General features: G+C 66.2%; 15 protein-coding genes. 7 read left to right on the top strand and 8 right to left on the bottom strand.

The annotated features are described in order from the left end of the window. Nucleotides 1-3 precede the first annotated feature (3 nt). The gene (locus HNO51_RS16475; RefSeq protein WP_197448325.1) at nt 4-1,572 is read right to left on the bottom strand and encodes a bifunctional GNAT family N-acetyltransferase/carbon-nitrogen hydrolase family protein; all 1,569 of its coding nucleotides are present in this window, start codon (nt 1,570-1,572) and stop codon (nt 4-6) included. A 206-nt stretch (nt 1,573-1,778) separates the two neighbouring features. Here HNO51_RS16475 and HNO51_RS16470 point away from each other — a divergent pair, with 206 nt between their 5' ends. The 5 genes from HNO51_RS16470 (at nt 1,779) to HNO51_RS16450 (ending at nt 7,235) form a co-directional block, all read left to right on the top strand. Continuing rightward, nucleotides 1,779-3,080, top strand: a complete 1,302-nt coding sequence (locus HNO51_RS16470; protein ID WP_209537898.1) for an ABC transporter ATP-binding protein — start codon at nt 1,779-1,781, stop codon at nt 3,078-3,080. A 119-nt stretch (nt 3,081-3,199) separates the two neighbouring features. After that, a complete protein-coding gene (locus HNO51_RS16465) occupies nt 3,200-4,396 on the top strand; it encodes an ABC transporter substrate-binding protein (RefSeq protein ID WP_422674272.1) in 1,197 nt (398 codons plus the stop codon). A 281-nt stretch (nt 4,397-4,677) separates the two neighbouring features. Continuing rightward, complete coding sequence (locus HNO51_RS16460; protein WP_197448323.1) at nt 4,678-5,565, top strand: carbohydrate ABC transporter permease; 888 nt, start codon at nt 4,678-4,680, stop codon at nt 5,563-5,565. After that, nucleotides 5,562-6,404, top strand: coding sequence for a carbohydrate ABC transporter permease (locus HNO51_RS16455; protein ID WP_197448322.1), 843 nt, complete (start codon nt 5,562-5,564; stop codon nt 6,402-6,404). Before HNO51_RS16460 ends, HNO51_RS16455 begins: the two co-directional genes overlap by 4 nt. 63 nt (nt 6,405-6,467) lie before the next feature. After that, nucleotides 6,468-7,235 carry a glutaredoxin family protein gene (locus tag HNO51_RS16450; RefSeq protein WP_209537896.1) on the top strand — a complete coding sequence of 256 codons (768 nt, stop codon included), beginning with the start codon at nt 6,468-6,470 and terminating at the stop codon, nt 7,233-7,235. A 41-nt stretch (nt 7,236-7,276) separates the two neighbouring features. On the opposite strand, the gene HNO51_RS16445 is transcribed toward HNO51_RS16450, so the two are convergent. From HNO51_RS16445 to betC, 5 genes are all read right to left on the bottom strand, one after another. Further along, nucleotides 7,277-7,840: a gamma-glutamylcyclotransferase gene (locus HNO51_RS16445; RefSeq protein ID WP_197448320.1), complete on the bottom strand. Its 564-nt coding sequence runs from the start codon at nt 7,838-7,840 to the stop codon at nt 7,277-7,279. Further along, entirely contained in the window at nt 7,837-8,736 is a 900-nt protein-coding gene (locus HNO51_RS16440; protein ID WP_197448319.1) for a DMT family transporter, read from the bottom strand. The genes HNO51_RS16445 and HNO51_RS16440 overlap by 4 nt, the downstream gene beginning before the upstream one ends. Nucleotides 8,737-8,853: 117 nt before the next feature. Continuing rightward, entirely contained in the window at nt 8,854-9,120 is a 267-nt protein-coding gene (locus HNO51_RS16435) for a DksA/TraR family C4-type zinc finger protein (RefSeq protein ID WP_209537895.1), read from the bottom strand. Nucleotides 9,121-9,270: 150 nt separating this feature from the next. Then, nucleotides 9,271-11,325: a choline BCCT transporter BetT gene (gene betT / locus HNO51_RS16430; protein ID WP_209537894.1), complete on the bottom strand. Its 2,055-nt coding sequence runs from the start codon at nt 11,323-11,325 to the stop codon at nt 9,271-9,273. 157 nt (nt 11,326-11,482) lie between these two features. Next, on the bottom strand, nt 11,483-13,009 hold the full coding sequence (gene betC, locus HNO51_RS16425) for a choline-sulfatase (protein ID WP_209537893.1): 1,527 nt from the start codon (nt 13,007-13,009) through the stop codon (nt 11,483-11,485). Nucleotides 13,010-13,145: 136 nt separating this feature from the next. On the opposite strand from betC, the gene HNO51_RS16420 reads away from it, so the two are divergent. Further along, nucleotides 13,146-14,075 carry a choline sulfate utilization transcriptional regulator gene (locus tag HNO51_RS16420; protein ID WP_209537892.1) on the top strand — a complete coding sequence of 310 codons (930 nt, stop codon included), beginning with the start codon at nt 13,146-13,148 and terminating at the stop codon, nt 14,073-14,075. 32 nt (nt 14,076-14,107) lie between these two features. On the opposite strand, the gene HNO51_RS16415 is transcribed toward HNO51_RS16420, so the two are convergent. Beyond that, nucleotides 14,108-14,359, bottom strand: a complete 252-nt coding sequence (locus HNO51_RS16415) for a hypothetical protein (protein WP_197448315.1) — start codon at nt 14,357-14,359, stop codon at nt 14,108-14,110. Between the two features lie 306 nt (nt 14,360-14,665). On the opposite strand from HNO51_RS16415, the gene HNO51_RS16410 reads away from it, so the two are divergent. Further along, entirely contained in the window at nt 14,666-16,270 is a 1,605-nt protein-coding gene (locus HNO51_RS16410; RefSeq protein ID WP_209537891.1) for a BCCT family transporter, read from the top strand. Between the two features lie 94 nt (nt 16,271-16,364). Here the strand turns inward: HNO51_RS16410 and HNO51_RS16405 are convergent, their stop codons facing one another. Next, on the bottom strand, nt 16,365-16,766 hold the full coding sequence (locus HNO51_RS16405) for a GlcG/HbpS family heme-binding protein (RefSeq protein WP_209537890.1): 402 nt from the start codon (nt 16,764-16,766) through the stop codon (nt 16,365-16,367). Nucleotides 16,767-16,951 lie beyond the last annotated feature (185 nt).

The following is a 16,951-nucleotide window of genomic DNA, read 5'->3' as shown; positions in this document are numbered from 1 at the left end:
GGCTCAGCTCTCTTCCTGCCGTGCGCCGGACTTCCACGACCAGTCGCGCCAGCGCAGGTCGAACAGGTCCTTGCGCCGGTCCTTGAGATTGGTCACCGAACCCTCGGCGCGCACCACGGTGAGGCGGGTGAGGTCGAGGTCGGAGAAGATCACCATCTCGGTGTTGGGCGTGGTCTCGGAGAGCACCGCGTCGTGGGGGAAGGCGAAGTCCGAGGGCGTGAACACCGACGACTGCGCGTACTGGATGTCGAGGTTGCGGATCGACGGCACGTTGCCCACGCTGCCGCACAGCACCACGTAGCACTCGTTCTCGATGGCCCGCGCCTGGGCGCAGTGGCGCACCCGCAGGTAGCCGTTCTTGGTATCGGTCCAGAACGGCACGAACAGGATGTCCATGTCCTGGTCGGCCAGCAGCCGGCCGAGTTCGGGGAACTCCACGTCATAGCAGATCAGGATGCCGACGCGTCCGGCGTCGGTGTCGAACACGCGTAGCTCGTCGCCGCCCTCGATCACCCACTCGCGACGCTCCTGGGGCGTGATGTGCAGCTTGGATTGCTTCTCGACGTCGCCGTCGCGGTGGCACAGGTAACTGACGTTGTAGAGCCGGTCGTCCTCGCCCACCTCGATCATCGAGCCGGCGATGATGTTGATGTTGTAGGAGACCGCCATGCGCGAGATTTCGTTCTTGAAGTGCTCGGTGAAGCCGGCCAGGTAGCGGATGGCGGCGAGCTGGTCCTGCTGGGTGGCGCGGTCCTGCAGGCCCATCAGCGGTGCATTGAACAGCTCCGGGAAGACGGCGAAGTCGCTCTGGTAGCTGGAGATGGCGTCGACGAAGTATTCCACCTGCTGCAGCACCGATTCCACCGAGGCACATTCGCGCATCTGCCACTGTACGGCACCGACCCTTACCTGGGTGGGGCGGTTCTCCAGCACCCGCTCGGCGGGTTCATAGAGGATGTTGTTCCACTCCAGCAGGGTGGCGTAGCCCTGGGACTTCTCGTCCTCCGGCAGGTACTTGCGCAGCAGCCGCTTGACCTGGAAGTCGTTGGCCAGCTGGAACGACAGGATCGGGTCGTGAATCTCCTTGCGTGCCACCTGGTCGATGTACTCGGTGGGGCTGAGGTCGGGGTATTCGTGATAATTGGGGATGCGCCCACCGGCCAGGATCGCCCGCAGATTGAGCGAGCGGCACAGCTCCTTGCGCGCCTCGTAGAGGCGCCGACCCAGGCGATAGCCGCGGTAGTCGGGGTGGATCAGCACGTCCAGCCCGTACATGGCGTCGCCTTCGGGATCGTTCAAGATGATCTCGCGGTTGCCCACCAGGTCGTCGTACTGGTGCGGGTTGGAGAACTCGTCGTAGTCGACCCGCACGGTGAGCGCCACGCCCACCAGCCGCTCGTCGTCCTCGATGGCGATCTGGCCGTCGGGGAACTCCTGGATCAGCCGGTCGATGGTGTGCTGCGGCCAGGCGCCGCCGATGTCGTCGTAGACGGCGTCCATCAGTTGCTTGAGCTGAGGGTAATCGTCCTGCGTCAGGTTGCGGAGGTTGAGGTGCAGGTCGTCAAGGGACATTGCGCTCGGTTCCTGATCAGGGTGAAGCCCGCATTCTAGCACGCCCGGCGGGGTGGCCGATTTGTTACCGCCCTGTCTCCGTTTCGTCACCGCTCCGTCACCGGAAGGGGCCAGGATGGCTCCACAAATTCGAATTAACGGCTACGCTGAGTTCGGGAGAGTCGATGACAGCCATGCCACGCCTTCACCGGCAACGCGGACGCAGCATGAACCCAGACAACAATAATCCGGGCCGGAGTCAGGGCCGGAACCCATCCAGCCCGCCGGCCGGGCAGCACGACGGCTCGCAGGAGCGCCAGCGCATTCGGCTCGAGGCCGTGAGCAAGCGCTGGGCGGAGACCACCGCGGTCGACGGCATCGGCTTCGACGTCGCGCCGGGCGAGTTCGTCATCCTGCTCGGCCCCTCGGGCTGCGGCAAGTCGACCACGCTGCGCATGATCGCCGGGCTGGAACAGGCCAGCGCCGGGCGTATCCACATCGGCGAGCGCGACGTCACCCACCTGCCGCCGGGCGATCGGGGGCTGAGCATGGTGTTTCAGTCCTACGCGTTATTCCCCCACTTGAGCGTGGCCGACAATATCGTCTTCGGCCTGCGCAGCCGCAAGGTGCCCAAGGCCGAGCGCCGCGAGCGGCTGGCGCGGGTGGCCCAACTGGTCGATCTCGAGGCCTATCTCGAGCGCAAGCCGGCGCAGCTCTCCGGCGGCCAGCGCCAGCGGGTCGCCCTGGCCCGGGCGATCATCTCCGAACACCCCATCTGCCTGATGGACGAGCCGCTCTCCAATCTCGATGCCCGCCTGCGCGGCGAGATGCGCCGCGAGATCAAGGCGCTGCAGCAGCGCCTCGGCATGACCGTGATCTACGTCACCCACGACCAGGTCGAGGCGATGAGCATGGGCGACCGGGTGATCCTGATGCACGACGGGCGCATCGTGCAGGACGGGACGCCGAGCGAACTCTATGACCGCCCGGCCAGCGCCTTTGCCGCCGGTTTCATCGGCAGCCCGGCGATGAACCTGGTGACGCTCGCCGCCGCCGCCGACGGCGCGGTGATCGAGGGCGAGCCGCACTGCAGCGTCGCCTCTCACGACGCCAAGGGTCACTGGCTCGGCGTGCGTCCGGAGGATATCCGGGTGCGGCCCGTGGACGCCCCCGGCGTGCCCGCCGAGGTGATCGATGCCGAATACCTCGGCGCCGACAGCATCGTGCGCCTCCGGGTCGGCAGCCAGCAGCTGCGTGCGCGGCTCGACGGCAAGCCGAGCGTCGCTGCCGGTTCGGCGTGCCGGTTGCAGTGGCGGCGCGAGGCGGCGCATTTCTTCGACGCCGGCGACGGGCGGCGGCTGGCGATCGCCGGGCACGACCTGTCCGCGCCACCGGGCCGGCATCGTTTCGAAGCGCACTCTCCGCCCTCTTCGAGCGTACAAGATGCGGTGGCTCCCACCGTACAAGACCGCGAGGCCCGTGCCTCGTCCAACCCCGCTGGGAACGACTCTCCAGGAGTGAACCGATGAACGCACGCTTCTCTCTAGTTAAGGGCAGTCTCGCAAGGGGCCGCCGAAAGGGCGCCGTGGCCCTGGCCGGCCTGCTGGCCGCCGGTACGCTGAATGCCCAGGCGCAGACCGAGCTGACCATGTACTACCCGGTGGCGGTGGGCGGCGCCCTGACCGACGTGATCGATGGCCTGGTGGCCGAGTTCGAGAATGAGCACCCGGATATCACGGTGAATGCCATCTACGCCGGCAACTACGACGATACCCGCGTGCGGGCGATGTCGGCCATCGAGGCGGGCGAGGCGCCCCAGCTCTCGGTGCTGTTCTCCATCGACCTGTTCGACCTGCTGGAGCAGGACGCCATCGTCGCCTTCGACGAGGTCATCGAGAGCGACGAGGAGCGCGAGTGGCTCGACAGCTTCTACCCCGGGCTGATGGAGAACGGCCAGATCGACGGTCAGACCTACGGCATTCCGTTCCAGCGCTCGACCATCGTGCTCTACTGGAACAAGGACGCCTTCGAGGCCGCCGGGCTCGATCCCGAGACGCCGCCCGAGAACTGGGAGGAAATGGCCGAGATGGCCGCCGCGGTGCGCGAGGCAAGCGGCGGCGAGCAGTGGGGCGTGATGGTGCCCTCCACCGGCTACCCCTACTGGATGTTCCAGGCCTTCGCCTTCCAGAACGGCCACCGGCTGATGAACGAGGAGGGCACCGAGGTCTACTTCGACGACCCCGCCGCCATCGAGGCGCTGGAGTACTGGGTCTCGCTGGCCGAGGAACACGAGGCCATGCCCGACGGCACCATCGAGTGGGGCACGCTGCGCCAGAACTTTCTTGAAGAGTCCACCGCCATGATGTGGCACAGCACCGGCAACCTCACCGCGGTACGCAACGAGGCCTCCTTCGACTTCGGCGTGGCCATGCTGCCCATGAACACCCAGCGCGGCAGCCCCACCGGCGGCGGCAATTTCTACCTGTTCAAGGACACCACCGAGGAGGAGCAGCGCGCCGCGATGACCTTCATCCGTTGGATGACCGACCCCGAGCGCGCTGCGGCCTGGTCGATCGAGACCGGCTACATGGGCGTGAGCCCGGCCTCCTACGAGACCGAGGCGCTGCGCAACTACGTCGAGGAGTTCCCGCCGGCGGCGGTGGCCCGCGACCAGCTCGAGCATGCCACCGCGGAGCTGGCCACCTACCAGGGCGGGCGCGTGCGCCGGGCGCTGGACAACGCCGTGCAGGCGGCGCTGACCGGCCAGATGACGCCGGAGGAAGCGCTCAAGCAGGCCCAGGCGGAAGCGGACGCGGCGCTGCGCCGCTATGCACGCTCCCGCTGAGGAAACGCTGACAAATGGCGGCGCTCCCTTCCACCGACTCAACAGGACTGGGCGAACGGGGCGCCGGGGGCAAGGGCGGCGAGGAGGTCGTTTGCCATGGGTGAGGAGCACTGCTCCGAACGGGCTGGCCATGGATGGCCAGCACCGGCCCTGCAAGCGGAGCAGGATGAGAGCGCGCCGCAGGGCAAAGGTAGCGTCCAGGGAAGGATTCACAGCGCCCCATCAATGGTACGGCACTCCGGGCCCTTGGCCCCCGGAACAGCCCCGCGATTGGACAAGGCATGGTGATCCAGAACGCTGACAGACGCATGCAGGTCTATGGCGCGCTGTTGCTGCTGCCGGCGGCGGTGCTGCTTGGCACCTTTGCTTATCTGCCCACCGTGGCGACGCTGGTGAACAGCTTCTTCCTGCCCGGCTTTCGCGGTGCGCCGCCGGCGTTCGTCGGGCTCGAGAACTACGCCATGCTGGTGGAGGACGCCACCTTCTGGAAGGTGGCGCGCAACAACCTGCTCTATGCGCTGGGCACCATTCCCACCTCCATCGCCCTGGCGCTAGGCATGGCGCTGTTCGTCAACGCCCGCCTGCCGGGGCGGGGCCTGGTGCGCATGGCCTACTTCACCCCGACCATCCTGCCGATGATCGCCGCGGCCAACGTGTGGATGTTCTTCTACGCCCCGCAGATCGGCCTGTTCAACAAGCTGCTCGGCGCGCTGGGGCTCTCCGGGGTCAACTGGCTGGGCGACCCCGGCGTGGCGCTGACCTCGGTGATCGTGATGACGGTATGGAAAGAGGCCGGCTTCTTCATGATCTTCTACCTGGCGGCGCTGCAGAGCATTCCGCCGGAACTCAAGGAGGCCTCGGACCTCGAGGGCACCAGCCGCTGGAGCTTCTTCTGGCGGGTGACCTTCCCGCTGCTGATGCCGACCACGCTGTTCGTGCTGATCAATGCGCTGATCAATGCCGTGCGGGTGGTCGACCACCTGTTCATCCTGACCAAGGGCGGGCCCAACAACGCCACCAACCTGCTGCTCTACTACGTCTACGAGAACGCCTTCTCGTTCTTCGACCGCACCTACGCCGCCACCATCACGGTGGTGATCCTGCTGGTGCTGGCGGTGGTGGCCACGCTCAAGTTCACCGTGCTCGACCGCCGGACGCACTATCAATGAACCAAGCCATCAGCACGCATCGCGGCCGCCTTGCCCTGCGCGCGCCGAGCCTCGAGACCACGGCCGCCTGGCTGCTCGCCGTCGTCTGGATCTTCCCGCTGCTCTACGCGATCTGGGCGGCGTTTCATCCGCCGGCCTACATGGTGCGCTTCGACCTGTTCGCCCCGCTGACGCTGGACAACTTCGCCAACGCCTGGGCCCAGGCGCCGTTCGCCCGCTACTACCTCAATACCTTCCTGCTGGTCACCGGGGTGGTGCTGGCGCAGTTCGTGGTCTGCACCCTGGCGGGCTTCGCCTTCGCCCGTTTCCCGATTCCGGGCAAGGATATCCTGTTCATGCTGGTGCTGATCCAGCTGTTCGTCTTTCCCGAGGTGCTGATCGTCGAGAACTACCGTATCGCCAGTGGGCTGGGCCTGGTCGACACCATCACCGGCATCGGCCTGCCGTACGTCGCCAGCGCCTTCGGCATCTTCCTGCTGCGCCAGACCTTCAAGACCATCCCCCGCGAGCTGGAGGAAGCGGCCCGGGTGGAGGGCTGCGGCTGGATGGCGATCTTGCTCAAGGTCTACGTGCCCTTGGCCAAGCCCACCTACCTGGCCTACGGCCTGGTCTCGATCAGCCACCACTGGAACAATTTCCTGTGGCCGCTGGTGGTCACCAACTCGGTGGAGAGCCGCCCGCTCACCGTGGGGCTGGGGATATTCTCGGCGCCCGAAACCGGCGTCAACTGGGCTACCGTCAGTGCCGCTACGCTGCTCAGCATCGCCCCGCTGCTGGTCGCCTTCCTGCTGTTCCAGCGCCAGTTCGTGCAGTCGTTCCTGAGGGCGGGGATTCGCTGAAGTTCGCTCAATAAAGTCGATTGACTACCCTTGGGGTGAATGCATGACCCAAGGAGAGATGTCATGGCTCAAGGACAGACGGCAGGGCAGAGCAATCATGCCCAGCTTTACCGCATGGTCATGGAGGAGCACCTGTGCCCCTTCGGCCTCAAGAGCAAGGATCTGCTGGAACGCAAGGGCTTCGCGGTGGAGGACCATCACCTGACCACGCGGGAGGAGACCGAAGAGTTCAAGGAGAAGCATGACGTCGATACGACGCCTCAGACCTTCATCGACGGCCAGCGCATCGGCGGCTACGACGAGCTGCGTGAGTATTTCGGCAAGGATTCGCCGGGCGAGGACGAGACCACCTACCAGCCGGTGATCGCGCTGTTCGCCACGGCGCTGCTGATGGGGTTCGCCGTGAGCTGGACGGCGACCGGCACGCTGCTGAGCGCGCGTATGCCGGAGTACTTCGTGGCCATCGCCATGGCCCTGCTGGGGCTGCAGAAGCTCAAGGACGTGGAGAGCTTCAGCACCATGTTCCTCAACTACGACCTGCTGGCCCAGCGCCAGGTGCGCTACGGCTACGTCTACCCCTACGCCGAGACGCTGGCGGGCATCCTGATGCTGGCCGGTGCGCTGGTGTGGCTGGCCGCGCCGGTGGCGCTGTTCATCGGCACGGTGGGGGCCGTCTCGGTGTTCAAGGCGGTCTATGTCGACAAGCGCGAACTCAAGTGTGCCTGCGTTGGCGGCGACAGCCAGGTGCCGCTGGGTTTCGTATCGCTGACCGAGAACCTGATCATGATCGGCATGGGCCTATGGATGCCGTTGCGCATGTACCTGTTCTAGCGTTCAGCGCATGGCATGACGACGAGAGGACGTATCATCAGTCAGGGCAACCGTGTCACTCGCTCGGCCAACTCGAAGACGTGGGAATCCTCGGCCCCCAGGTCTTCGAGTGCGGCGGCCAGGTTGAGAAGATAGTCGCGGTTGGTGCCGCTGGGGCCTTCGGCAGTGGCGATCTGCCGTGCCATCTGGTCGAGCGGGGCGTGACCGAGGTAGGCGGCGTTGTCGGCTGTCGCCAGATAGATCAAGCCTTCGGCATGGCTGCCATCGTGAAAATGCAACGTGATGCGTTCGCGCAGGTAGCCATTCTTCTCGCGCACGTCGAGTGGCGCCAGGGTATCGGCATCGATGCGGTAGGCCATGCCCTGGCAGCAAGCGCCGGAGGATTCGACCAGGGTGGCGACGCGACCCGGTGCCTCCGGTGTGCCGCGGTGGTCGTGAGACCCCTGCCAGAAGCGTCGTGTCCAGCCCTCGATATGGGCGGGACGCCGCTCGTGAAAGGGGAATTCCGCCTTCCAGATCAGCGAGCCATAGCCGAACAGCCAGAGCGTCTGACCGGTCTCGAAGAAGACCCTCTCGCGGTTGAGCTGGGTGGTGTCCAGTGTCATGAGAGATTAGGGCTCTTGCGTCCCAAGGGCTGGGTCAGGGTCTGGGCCATGATGACGCCGGCGAGCACCAGCAGTCCGCCGACCAGGTGGAACAGGGCGATGCGCTCGCCGAGGAACAGCATGGCGATCAGGGCGCTGAACAGCGGCATTAGGTTGATGAAGATACTGGCCTGGCTGGCGCCGATCTGGCGGATGGCGCGCATCCACAGGAAAGTCGTCACGATCGAGGCGGGGATACCGGCGTAGAGGATCAGCCACACATTGTGATCGTCGACCGGGGTCATCGGCCCCAGCAGGTAAGGAGGCAGCAGGAACAGCACGGCGAACACCACCTGGGCGTAGAGCACCACCCAGGGGGGCAGGCCAAGCGGCCAGCGCTTGAGCATCACGCCATAAAGCGCGTAACAGGTGGCGGCCACCACCATCAGCAGATCGCCAAGTGCCACCTGAAGATCCAGCAGCGTCAGCGGGTCGCCCCGTCCCAGCAGCACCAGCACCCCGAACAGCGCGAGTAGACCACCGAGCGTGCCGCCCCGGCTGGGCGCCTCACGCAGGATCAAGGCGCTGAGCAGTACCGTCAGCAATGGCACCATGGCCGCCAGAATGCCCATGTTGGTAGCCGTGGTGGTCTCGGCGGCCACGTAGGCAAGCCCCTGCCAGAGCCCCATGCCGAGCAGCCCCAGAACGGCCAGCTTGGGCCATTCGCGGCGCAGCGTCTGGCGGTGGCGCCAGGCGGCAGGCAGTACGAAAGGGGTCAGCACGGCCAACGCCAGTACCCAGCGCAGGAAAGCGATGCTGCTGGGAGCGATCGTTCCCACGGTGAGCTGGTTGATGGTCATGTTGCCCGACCAGATCAGCACGGCGCCCAGGGGCGGCAGGAAGTAGAGCAGCGGCATGGCAGTCTCGTGTGCATGAAGACGCCCGCCGATATCGGGCGAGCAAAGGCCCCATGATAGCGAGCCATGGTGGCGCTGAAAATGATGAGGAGACTAATAAATGCTACGGGACGATGCTCAGCGCAGCTGGCTGTCCTTGCTGCCGCGTCGGTTGTAGCCGCTGTAGACCGTACGCTGCCTGTCGCGCTCGCTCTGGCAGGCGATGCACAGGCGTACGCCGGGCATGGCCTCGCGACGCGCCTGAGGAATCGCCTCACCGCACTCCTCGCAGTGCGTCAGGCTCTCCCCCCGGGGCAGCTCACTGCGCGCTCGCTGCAACGCATCCTCGACGGTGCTGTCGATCTGCTCTTGTACCGCTCCGTCTCGCGACCAGCCACCTGCCATGCTCGACTCCTTCGGCGCCGCGCGCGCCGACTGCTTGGCCTTTCAGTTTGATGTATTCGGTGGGACCTTGCCAAGCGGCGGGACCTTGCCATGAGAAGAGCCCCACCGCGGTGGGGCTCGTCGGGTCAGTCGATACCGCGACCGGTTCGGCTAGGGCGTGGGTTCGGCTTGCGGAAGGCCATCGATCTCCGTCGGACGGCCGGGAATGGTCGCCAGGTAGCCCTGCTCGCTGGCGTGGGCCAGGAAGCGCAGGTGGCGCTGGTACTCGTTGAGCACGTCGTGTACGACCTGCACGCGCGTATAGCCGTTGAGGTCCTGGCCCAGACCGCCTTCGGCGAGGTGGACGTCAAGGCGCAGGTAGTAGTCATCGTCCGCGGGCAGAAAGCTCGGTGGCCGCATGCGCTGGGGGCGTATGCCATATACGAAGCTGGGGGCGCCGTCGAAGTCGACCTGCAGGGTCGGGCAGAGCAGCTGGGTGCCCTCCACCTGCTGCTCGCTGACGCTGGCCTGCTGGCCGCGCCGGTTCAACTCCTCGGCCAGCTCGACCAGCGCCGGGCGGATGGCGTGGCGCAGCGTGGCCTCGGCGCCGTTCTGCGTGGTGCCGTCCAGGGTGCGGTCGAGGCGTTCGCGCCAGTCGCTGCCGGCGGCGGTGCTGGCCACCACCTGGTGGCGGGCATCGGCCTTGCCGGTCTCGACCTTCAGCGAACGGTACATGCCGATCATGGTCAGGAAGATGATCGCCGAGAACGGCAGGGCGGTGATCACCACGGCGCTCTGCAGGGTACGCAGCCCGCCGGCCATCAGCAGCGCCAGGGTGATCAGGCCGATGATCGCCGACCAGAAGATGCGCAGCCGGGCGGGGGCATCATGGTTCACGTCGCGCAGCACATAGGTGAAGTTGGATAGCACCAGCGCGCCGGAATCGGCCGAGGTGACGAAGAAGACGATGCTCAGCATCAACACCAGGGTGGCGGTGACGCCGACCAGCGGCAGCTGCTCGAGGAAGGTGTAGATGGTGGCCGGCGGCTGGTTCACGGCCTGCTCGCCGAGCACCACCAGGCCCTGGTCGACCAGGTCGATGCCGCTGTTGCCGAACACGGACATCATCACCATCACGAAGAGCAGCGGGATGAACAGGGCGCCGGCGACGAATTCGCGGATGGTGCGACCCCGCGAGATGCGCGCCAGGAACAGGCCGACGAACGGCGCCCAGGCGATCCACCAGCCCCAGAAGAACACCGTCCAGCCACTGAACCAGCCTTGTGCCTCGGGCGCGTAGGCATAGGTGTCGAAGCTCTTGCCGGTCAGCGCAACCAGGTAGTCGCCGGTGTTCATGACCAGCATGTTGAGCAGCCGGAGGGTATCGCCCTGGAGCAGCACGAACAGCACCAGCCCCGCGACCAGCACCAGGTTGAGCTCCGACAGCCGGCGGATGCCCCGCTTGACGCCGCTCACCACCGACAGGGTGGCCAGCGTCACCACCAGCACGATCAGTCCGACCTGGGCCGGCAGCCCCTCGGGGATGCCGAACAGGTAGGTCAGGCCGTAATTCATCTGCATCACGCCGATCCCCAGCGCGGTGGCGATGCCGAACACGGTGGCCAGCACGGCGGCGATGTCCACGGCATTGCCGATGGGGCCGTAGATGCGCCTGCCGAGCAGCGGATAGAGCGTCGAGCGAATCGCCAGCGGCAGCCGATGCCGGTAGCTGAAGTAGGCGAGCGCCATGCCCATCAGCACGTAGAGCCCCCAGCCCGAGATGCCCCAGTGCATGAAGGTCTGCACGATGGCTTGCCGCTGTGCCTCGGCGGTACCGCCTTCGCCGAGGGGCGGGTTCAGGTAGTGGGTCAGCGGCTCGGATACCACGAAGAACAGGATGGCGCCGCCCAGGCCGGCGGCGAACAGCATCGCCGACCACGATAGCAGCGAGAACTCCGGCCGCGAGTGGTCGGGACCCAGGCGGATCTTGCCGAAGCGCGAGAAGCCGATCATCACCACGAAGACCAGGTAGGCGACGACCGCCAGCATGTAGTACCAGCCGAAGGTGCTGCCGATCCAGTCCAGGCCGGCGTTGAAGAAGGCCGTGGCGTGGTCGGTGAAGGCGATGGCGTAGATCAGGAAGAGCAGGATGCCGGCCACCGAGCCATGGAAGACGGCCGGGTTGAGTCGGTTGCTCGACTCGGCATCGGGGTGAGGATTCGTCATGGGAGTGCCTCTCGTATTGTTATGGTCATTGGCGTCTCATGGTGCCCACGCTCCTGGGCACCTGGTCGTCGTCCGGGCCGGCAGACTTGGCCGGCCCCGAGTGCCCGGCCGGGGCCAGGCACGTCCTCCTTGCTTCGCAGCGTACAGCGCCGCCCGGCTATTCGACCGAGGCCGCGGGGAAGCGCGCGCGCCGCTCGAGATCGTCCAGGTCAATGGTGTTGCGCATGTACTGGGTGCTGGCATCGAAGACCGGCTGGTGATCCCAGGGCGTGACCCTGCCCTGCATGAGCGCGCGCGAGACCAGCTTGCGGCGCCGCTGGCTGGCGATCACCTCGTCGTGCAGCCGCGCATAATCCCAGCGGCTGGCGATCTCGTCGCGGAATTGCTTGCACAGGTCCAGATAGGCGGGTTGCTGCGCCAGGTTGTCGAGCTCCAGCGGGTCGGCCTCGAGGTCGAACAGCTGGTCCGGGTCCGGCGCGCTGTGGACGAACTTGTAGCGCCCACGGCGGATCATCAGCAGCGGCGCGATGGCACCCTCGCCGAGGTATTCGCCGATCACCTCGTCGTGGCCGCCGCTGCCGGTCAGGTGCGGCAGCAGGCTGCGGCCGTCGAGGGGCGCGGCGTATTCCGGCGCGATACCGTCGTTGGCGAACTCGGCGAAGGTCGGCAGCAGGTCCATGGTCGACACCGACTCGCGCACCCTGCCCGGGGCGAAGCGCCCCGGGGCGTGGACGATCATCGGTACCCGGGCCGAGTCCTCGAACCAGCTCATCTTGTACCAGAGGCCGCGCTCGCCGAGCATGTCGCCGTGGTCGCCGGAGAAGACGATGATGGTGTCGTCGGCCAGGCCGGTCTCCTCGAGGGTCTTCAGCACGGCGCCGATCTGGTCGTCGACGTAGCTGATCGCCCCATAGTAGGCATGCCGCGCTTTGCGGATCTGCGCGTCGTTGAGGGTCTCCTCGTCGAGCTGGTAAACGTGGCGCAGGCGTTTGGAGTGCGGGTCCATCAGTTCGCGTGAGTAGGGTACGCGCGGCAGGTCGATGGCGTCGTGGTCGTAGCGGTCCCAGTACTCCTGCGGAATGGTATAGGGGTCGTGGGGGTGGGTCAGCGAGACGGTCAGGCAGAAGGGGCGCTGCTCGCCGTTGCGAACGTAGTCGTACAGGAAACGCTTGGCGCGGAAGGTGACTTCGTCGTCGAAGTCGAGCTGGTTGGAGCGAACGCAGGGGCCGGCCTGGGTGACCGAGGACATATTGTGGTAGTAGCTCGGCCGCGCGTCGAAGTTCTCCCAGTCGACGAACCAGCCATAGTCCGCCGGGTAGATGTCGGTGGTCAGGCGCTGTTCGAAACCGTGCAGCTGATCGGGGCCGCAGAAGTGCATCTTGCCCGACAGCGCGGTGGTGTAGCCGGCATCGCGCAGGTAGTGCGCGTAGGTGGGGATGTCGGCGGCAAAATCGGCGGCATTGTCGTAGCCGCCGATGCGCGACGGCAGCTGCCCGGCCATCAGGGTGAAGCGCGACGGTGCGCACAGGGGGCTGTTGCAGTACGCCGAGTCGAACACCACGCCTTCCTCCGCCAGGCGCGACAGGTGCGGCGTCTTCACCAGCGGGTGGCCGTAGCAGGGCAGGGCGGAGGCGGCCATCTGGTCGGCCATCAGGAACAGGATATTGGGTTGCTTGTGCGTCATGGGGCCTCTCTTGTCGGTCATGGGAGCGATGGGCGAGCGCTCGATGCCAGTCTTCGCTGGTTGTGACGACAGTCTCCTTGCTAATCTCAAGACCTGTAAACTCGGTCATTTTTTATGGGAGGCATAAGCTAGGCTAATGTCGTGGATCGCCAGGGCGGCATCGCCCAACGGCTTGCGCGTGTTCGAGGCGGCGGCTCGCCACCTGAGCTTCACCGCCGCGGCGCGCGAGCTGCGCTCGACCCAGTCGGCCGTCAGCCAGCAGGTGCGCGCGCTCGAGGAGCAGCTCGGCCTCGTGCTGTTCGAGCGCATCTATCGCGGGGTGAAGCTGACCGAGGCGGGGCATGCGCTGTTCGTCAGCGTGCAGGAGGGCTTCGCGACCATCGACCGCACCATCGAGCGGCTCCAGCACAAGCAGCGCCACCCCCACGTCAACATCCTCACCGACTTCTCGTTCGCCGCGTACTGGCTGATGCCGCGCCTGCCGCGCTTTCGTGAGCGGCACCCGCACATCGACGTGCGTATCGTGACCAACCAGGGGGTGCTCGACTGGCGGGCCCAGGAGGTCGACGTGGCGATCGTGTTCTGTGACGAGCGAGCGCTGGCCGGTGGCGTTCCGCTGCTGCTGCGGGAAGAGGTGTTCCCGGTCTGCAGCCCGGGGTTCCTGCAGCGCCACGGGCCGATCGTCGATCTCGAGGGGCTCAGACGGGCGCCGCTGCTGACTCTGACCGCCGACCAGGGGCAGCGCTGGCTCGACTGGCCGAGCTACTTCGAACAGCTGGGCGGGATCGCCTATCTCGAAGCGTCGGAGCTGACGTTCAACAACTACACCCTGCTGATCCAGGCGGCGATCGCCGGGCAGGGCATCGCCATGGGCTGGCGCGGCCTGGTCGACGACCTGCTGGAGAGCGACATGCTGATCGGCTTGCATGAGCTGAGCCTCAGCTCGCGCCGGGGCTATGGGTTGGTCGATGCGCGGCCCGATGCCACGGGGGAAGCCAAGCGGGCGCTGCAGGCATGGGTGCTGGAAGGCGCCGCGCAGGGGCCAGGGGAGAGCGGGCAGGGGTAGAAGGGATGCCGGGCTTGCGCCCGGCATGGGGGTCAAATACCGAGTAACTCCTTGGCTTCGTTCAGCGCCTCCTCCGACTGGGCGTGGTCGCCGTCGTTGTGGTACTGCTCGCCCTGCTCGCGCAGCTCGCGTACCCGCGCGAGATCGTCCTCGCTGAGCTGGGAGACCTTGGCGTCATCCTCCAGCGCATCGTCGATCTCGGACATGAGCATGGGGCACTGGCTGGCCCAGGCCGGTGAGATGAAGGCCATCAGCACCAGTGCGACAAACAGTTTCCTGATCATGTTGGATTCCTCTCATGGGGCGCAGCCCGGTCGATACGCCGGGGCCGGCCTTGGTTGTTCTGGCGGACGCCTCGCCATCGCCCGGCGCCGGGTAGGCGCGCGGTGCATGACTGGCGCTGTCAGTATAGATGGCCGTGGCGAAGTACACTGAAACGACAGCCATCGACAGCCTGAGCCCATGGAGCGGCAGTGGAACGCCTGCCCCGACTCATGTAGCCTGAAGACGCTAAGTTATTCTTTATATTAGAAAAGGGAAGGCAAATGAATAACCCCGGGGGGCCGGCGTCGCATCACGAGGCCAGTGACATGCAGACGGACTACGTCGTCGGCCAGGACAATATCGAAGGGCGGTTGGGGCCCATCGGTTTCGACATCCACAATCGGGTCTTCGTCGTCTCCGCGCTGGCGTCGGTCGTGTTCATCCTGCTCACCCTGCTGTTTCCTGAAAGGGCGGGGAGCCTCTTCCAGGCCATCGTCGGCTTCGCGACCGGGACGCTGGATGCGTACTTCATGCTGCTGGTGGATTTCTTCATCCTGTTCTGCCTGGCGCTCGTCGTGCTGCCTTATGGTTCGGTGAGGCTGGGAGGCCCCGAGGCCCGGCCGGACCATGGCTACCTGTCCTGGTTCGCGATGCTGTTCACTGCCGGTATCGGTATCGGGCTGCTGTTCTTCAGCGTGCTGGAGCCGGTCTACCATGCCAACGTCTCCCTGCCGCTGGGCATTCCGTCTCCCTTCGGCAGCGATGGCGGGCTGAACCCGGAAGCCATCCCCGAGGCCAGCGCCATGGGGCTGGCCGGCACCTTTCTCCACTGGGGCATCCACGGCTGGGCGGTCTATGTGGTCATGGCCTTGGCGCTGTCGCTCTTTACCTACAACAAGGGGTTGCCGTTCTCGATTCGCTCGGCGTTCTTCCCCATCCTGGGCGAGCGCGTGTGGGGCTGGTGGGGGCACGTGATCGATATCCTTGCGGTGTTCTCCACCCTGTTCGGCCTGGCCACGGCGCTCGGGCTCGGCGCCCAGCAGGCCAATGCGGGGATGAACTTCGTCTTCGGCCTGGAGATCAGCACTGCCTTCCAGGTCATCGTCATCCTGCTGGTCACGGCGGTGGCGCTGGTGTCGGTCTGGCGCGGGCTCGAGGGCGGCGTGAAGAAGCTTTCCGAGATCAACATGGTGGTGGCCGTGCTGTTCTTCGTCTTCGTGCTGTTCGCCGGCCCGACCTTGGTGGGCCTGAAGGGCTTCTGGTCCGGGCTTTCGAGCTACGTGACGGAGTTCATCCCGCTGTCGGCTCCCTTCGGGCGCGACGACGATGCCTATCGTGAAGCCTGGTCGGTGTTCTACTGGGCCTGGTGGGTCAGCTGGGCGCCGTTCGTCGGCATGTTCATTGCCCGGGTGTCGAGGGGGCGTACGGTGCGGGAGTTCGTCCTCTGCGTGCTGTTGGTTCCCAGCCTGTTCATCTTCGTCTGGATGGGGGTCTTCGGCGGCATCGCACTCGAGCAGCTCTATACCGACCCTGCCGGCAGCCTGGTCAAGGAGTACGTGATCGATGACTACCGCCCCGAGCTGGCGCTTTTCGGCATGCTCGATGGGTTGCCGCTGACGGGGCTGATGTCGACCGTCGGCATCCTCCTGGCGCTGGTGTTCTTCGTCACCTCGTCGGATTCCGGCTCGCTGGTGATCGATACCATCACCGCCGGCGGCAAGATCGATGCGCCCAGGCCGCAGCGGATGTTCTGGGCCACGGTGGAGGGGCTGGTGGCCGTCGTCCTGCTGCTCGGCGGCGGCCTGGCGGCGCTTCAGGCCGGGGTGACGGCGACGGCGATTCCGTTCTCCATCGTGATGCTGTTGATGTGCTACTCCATCGTCAAGGCACTGAACGGCGAGCTGCGCCGCAAACGCGACGTTAGCCGCTGACCGCTCCCAGGGGGGGCAAGCCCGCACAAGCGCCGCAGAACGTGAAACGCCCCGTTGGCCGAGCCACGGGGCGTTTGCGATCAGGGCGGGGAGATCAGCCGATGGCGGCGATGCCGGCCTTGGCGATCTGCACGTCCTGGTCGGGCTTGACGCCGGAAACGCCCACGGTGCCGGCCATCTGGCCCTCGACCATCACCGGCATGCCGCCGGCGAGCAGGCCCTGCATCGGTGCTGAGAGGAAGGCGTTGCGACCGCCGTTGATCATGTCCTCGAAGGCCTGGGTCTCACGGGCGCCGAGCGCCGAGCTGCGGGCCTTCTGGGTGGCGATGTCCGGGGTCATGGCCGGGGCCCCGTCGAGGCGGCGCAGGCCGAGCAGGTGGCCGCCGTCGTCGGCCACGGCGATGGTCACCGCCCAGCCGTTGGCTTCCGCTTCTTTCTGGGCGGCATCGAGGATGGCGTTGACGTCGGTCAGGGTGAGTACGGGTTTGGTCTTCATGGGGCTCTCCTTGTTTAGTATTGGCTACGGGCTACGGGCTACGGGCTACGGGCTACGGGCTACGGGCTACGGGCTACGGGCTACGGGCTACGGGCTACGGGCTACGGGCTACGGGCTACGGGCTACGGGCTACGGGCTACGGGCTACGGGCTAGGGGCTACGGGCTACGGGCTACGGCGGGGTGA

This window comes from Billgrantia sulfidoxydans, from assembly GCF_017868775.1.
Classification (GTDB): domain Bacteria; phylum Pseudomonadota; class Gammaproteobacteria; order Pseudomonadales; family Halomonadaceae; genus Halomonas; species Halomonas sulfidoxydans.
This window is presented reverse-complemented; position numbering and strand designations above follow the sequence as displayed.